Here is a 2,937-nt window from a genome sequence, read left to right as displayed (position 1 = left end):
CGCCGCGGCGGAAGGGCTGATGGCGGGCGGCGTGCTGCCGGTGATGAAGCATATTCCCGGCCATGGAAGGGCCTTCGCCGACACGCATTTCGAACTGCCGACCGTCGACGCCTCGATCGGCGACTTGCAGCGGCATGATTTTGCGCCATTCAGGGAGCTCAACCATTTGCCGATGGCGATGACGGCGCATGTCGTCTATAGCGCGATCGACCCGAAGAACCCGGCCACCACATCCGGCAAGGTCATCGAAAAGATCATTCGCGGCGAAATCGGCTTCGACGGGCTGTTGATGAGCGACGACACCTCGATGAAGGCACTTTCTGGGGATTTCCCGTCAAAGGCGGCCGCTATCCTTGCGGCGGGCTGCGATCTGGTCCTTCACTGCAACGGCGTGTTCGAGGAGATGGCCGGCATTGCGTCGCGCACGACCGGGCTTGAAGGCAAGTCGTTTGAGCGCGCGGAGCGGGCGCTGACCTATATCAAGAACCGTGACGTGGCGGACGAGACCGAGATTCGGGCCGAATTTGCCAGTTATTTCGACGCGGTGGCCTAGCATCAAAGGAAGCGAAGTGGCGGAAACATTGGACCTGAAGGCCGGCAAGGCCGCACCGATGGACCGCTTGTGGGCCGAGAACGACGATTCCCGGCTGACCGGCGATCCGGCGTTGGTCGTCGATGTCGCCGGTTTCGAAGGTCCGCTCGATCTTCTGCTACATCTTGCCCGCAATCAGAAGGTCGACCTGTCGCGCATCTCGATCCTGGCGCTGGCCGAACAATATCTGGCCTTCGTCGAGAAGGTGAGGGCGCTGCGGCTGGAGCTTGCCGCCGACTATCTGGTGATGGCTGCGTGGCTGGCGTTTCTCAAGTCGAAGCTCCTGATCCCCAAGCAGCCCGGCGACGAAGGCGAAAGCGGCGAGGAACTGGCGGCGGTGCTGCAGTTCCGGCTGAAGCGGCTGGAGGCGATGCGCGACGCGGCGGCACGGCTGGTCAACCGCAACCGGCTCGGACGCGACGTCTTTGCACGCGGCATGCCGGAAATGGTCATCGTCGAGAAGCGCAATGCCTATTCGGCCTCGCTCTACGATTTGTTGACCGCCTATGCCCAGCAGCGCCAGAAGCAGGCGATCACCAATGTGACGATCGCCAGGCGCGGCGTGTGGTCGCTCAAGGATGCGCGCGACGTGCTGACCAGGCTGATCGGGTCGCTGCGCGACTGGACGGCGCTCGACAGTTTCCTGGTCGAATATCTGGCCGGCCCGGAAGAGCGGCGCACCGCGGTTGCCAGCTCGTTTGCCGCGACGCTGGAACTGGTGCGCGAAGGCAAGATGGAAATGCGGCAGGACCAGGTGTTCGCGCCGCTTTATCTGCGCGGCCGCGCCCAGGCCATCAAGATAGTCGAGGTGACATCATGAGCGAACGCGCCAACGCTTCGGTCATTCCGTTCAAGGTCGAGGACGACGCCGAGCAAGGCGCGGTCGCCGAGAACCCGGCACAAAACCAGGGGCAGAATTTGTCGCAGAATCCTGGCGAGCGGCTGCATATGGCGGAGGCCGTACGGATGGCCGAGGCGATCGTATTCGCCAGCGCCGAGCCGGTCAGCGAAAAACAGCTCACTTCACGGCTGCCCGACGGCATCAACATTTCCGCGGCAATGGCCGAACTGCAGCAGATCTATGCGCGGCGCGGCGTCAATCTGGTGCGCGTCGGCGATGCCTGGGCGTTTCGCACCGCCGGCGACCTCGCCTTCCTGATGAGCCGTGACACGGTGCAGCAGCGCAAGCTGTCCCGCGCTGCCCTCGAAGTGCTGGCGATCATCGCCTACCACCAGCCGGTAACGCGTGCCGAGATCGAGGATATCCGCGGCGTCGAGACGTCAAAGGGGACGCTCGACACGCTGATGGAGACCGAATGGGTGAGGATGCGCGGCCGGCGCCGTACGCCCGGCCGTCCCGTCACCTATGGCACGACCGACATTTTCCTCGACCATTTCGCGCTGGAGGAGATCCGCGATCTCCCCGGCATGGAGGAATTGAAGGGTGCGGGGCTGCTGTCCGGCCGCATGCCGTCGAATTTCTCGGTGCCGCTGCCGCCGGCCGACCCTGATGCGCTCACCGACGACGAGGATCCGCTGACCGACATCGACCTCGAAGAACTCGGTCTTTTGACGCCGCGCGTCACGGAAGATTGAGGCGAGCGCCATCTTAAAGCCACAGGCAGGATGGAACTGCGCCGATTGGTAGCGGGCCGCCGTGCCGAAAGTGCGTGACTTCGGCCACTCATTCATGAACTCTGTCGCAGTTCTGTTTGAATCCGAACCCGAAAGCGCATAGATCAGCGTCTGGGAAACCGTTCGAGAGAGATTTGCTATGGGTTCATTTTCGATTTGGCACTGGATGATCGTTCTGGTGATCGTGCTGCTGGTCTTCGGCCGCGGCAAGATCCCCGAGCTGATGGGCGACATGGCCAAGGGAATCAAGAGCTTCAAGAAGGGCATGGCCGACGACGAGACTGCCGACGACAAGCGTACCGTCGAACACCGTGCCGACGAAACCGTTTCGGTGCCGAAGGAAAAGGCCAGCAAAAGCTGAGCCCAAACTTTAGTCGGAACGTATAGCCATGTTCGAAGTCGGCTGGACCGAGATGCTGGTGATCGCGATCGTCATGATCGTGGTCGTCGGGCCCAAGGATTTGCCCAACATGCTGCGCACCTTCGGCCGCACGACGGCGAAGCTGCGCGCCATGGCGTCCGATTTCCAGCGGCAGTTCAATGATGCGTTGAAGGAAGCCGAGCTCGATGACGTCAAGAAGTCGGTCGATTCGCTGAGAAGCCTCAATCCGGCAGCCGAGATCAGGAAGCAGCTCAATCCATTCGAGCAGGCCGCCGCCGACGTCCGTTCCGGCGTCGACGCGGTGATGAAACCCAAGCCGGCCGTGGAT

5 protein-coding genes are annotated in these 2,937 nt (G+C 62.4%); all 5 read left to right on the top strand.

The window, feature by feature from the left end; translation table 11 throughout:
* On the top strand, window positions 1–553 hold a 553-nt coding region (locus E5W70_RS30000; RefSeq protein ID WP_292664902.1), incomplete at its 5' end, for a glycoside hydrolase family 3 N-terminal domain-containing protein.
* A gap of 58 nt (window positions 554–611) precedes the next feature.
* Entirely contained in the window at window positions 612–1,412 is an 801-nt protein-coding gene (locus E5W70_RS29995; protein ID WP_292664905.1) for a ScpA family protein, read from the top strand.
* Window positions 1,409–2,188 (top strand): SMC-Scp complex subunit ScpB, encoded by a 780-nt coding sequence (gene scpB, locus E5W70_RS29990; protein ID WP_292664901.1) that lies wholly within the window; start codon window positions 1,409–1,411, stop codon window positions 2,186–2,188. The genes E5W70_RS29995 and scpB overlap by 4 nt, the downstream gene beginning before the upstream one ends.
* Before the next feature lie 178 nt (window positions 2,189–2,366).
* A complete protein-coding gene (locus E5W70_RS29985) occupies window positions 2,367–2,588 on the top strand; it encodes a twin-arginine translocase TatA/TatE family subunit (protein ID WP_292664900.1) in 222 nt (73 codons plus the stop codon).
* Window positions 2,589–2,616: 28 nt separating this feature from the next.
* A partial coding sequence (tatB, locus tag E5W70_RS29980; RefSeq protein WP_292664899.1) for a Sec-independent protein translocase protein TatB occupies window positions 2,617–2,937 on the top strand: 321 nt, incomplete at its 3' end.

This window comes from Mesorhizobium sp. (assembly GCF_005063415.1).
Classification (GTDB): Bacteria; Pseudomonadota; Alphaproteobacteria; order Rhizobiales; family Rhizobiaceae; genus Mesorhizobium.
The sequence above is the reverse complement of the archived record's forward strand: the minus strand, read 5'-3'. Positions and strand labels throughout refer to the sequence as shown.

Coding starts and splice junctions, on each gene's coding strand:
- E5W70_RS29985 (WP_292664900.1), top strand. CDS start 2,367: ATGGGTTCATTTTCGATTTGGCACTGGATGATCGTTCTGGTGATCGTG.
- E5W70_RS29995 (WP_292664905.1), top strand. CDS start 612: ATGGACCGCTTGTGGGCCGAGAACGACGATTCCCGGCTGACCGGCGAT.
- scpB (WP_292664901.1), top strand. CDS start 1,409: ATGAGCGAACGCGCCAACGCTTCGGTCATTCCGTTCAAGGTCGAGGAC.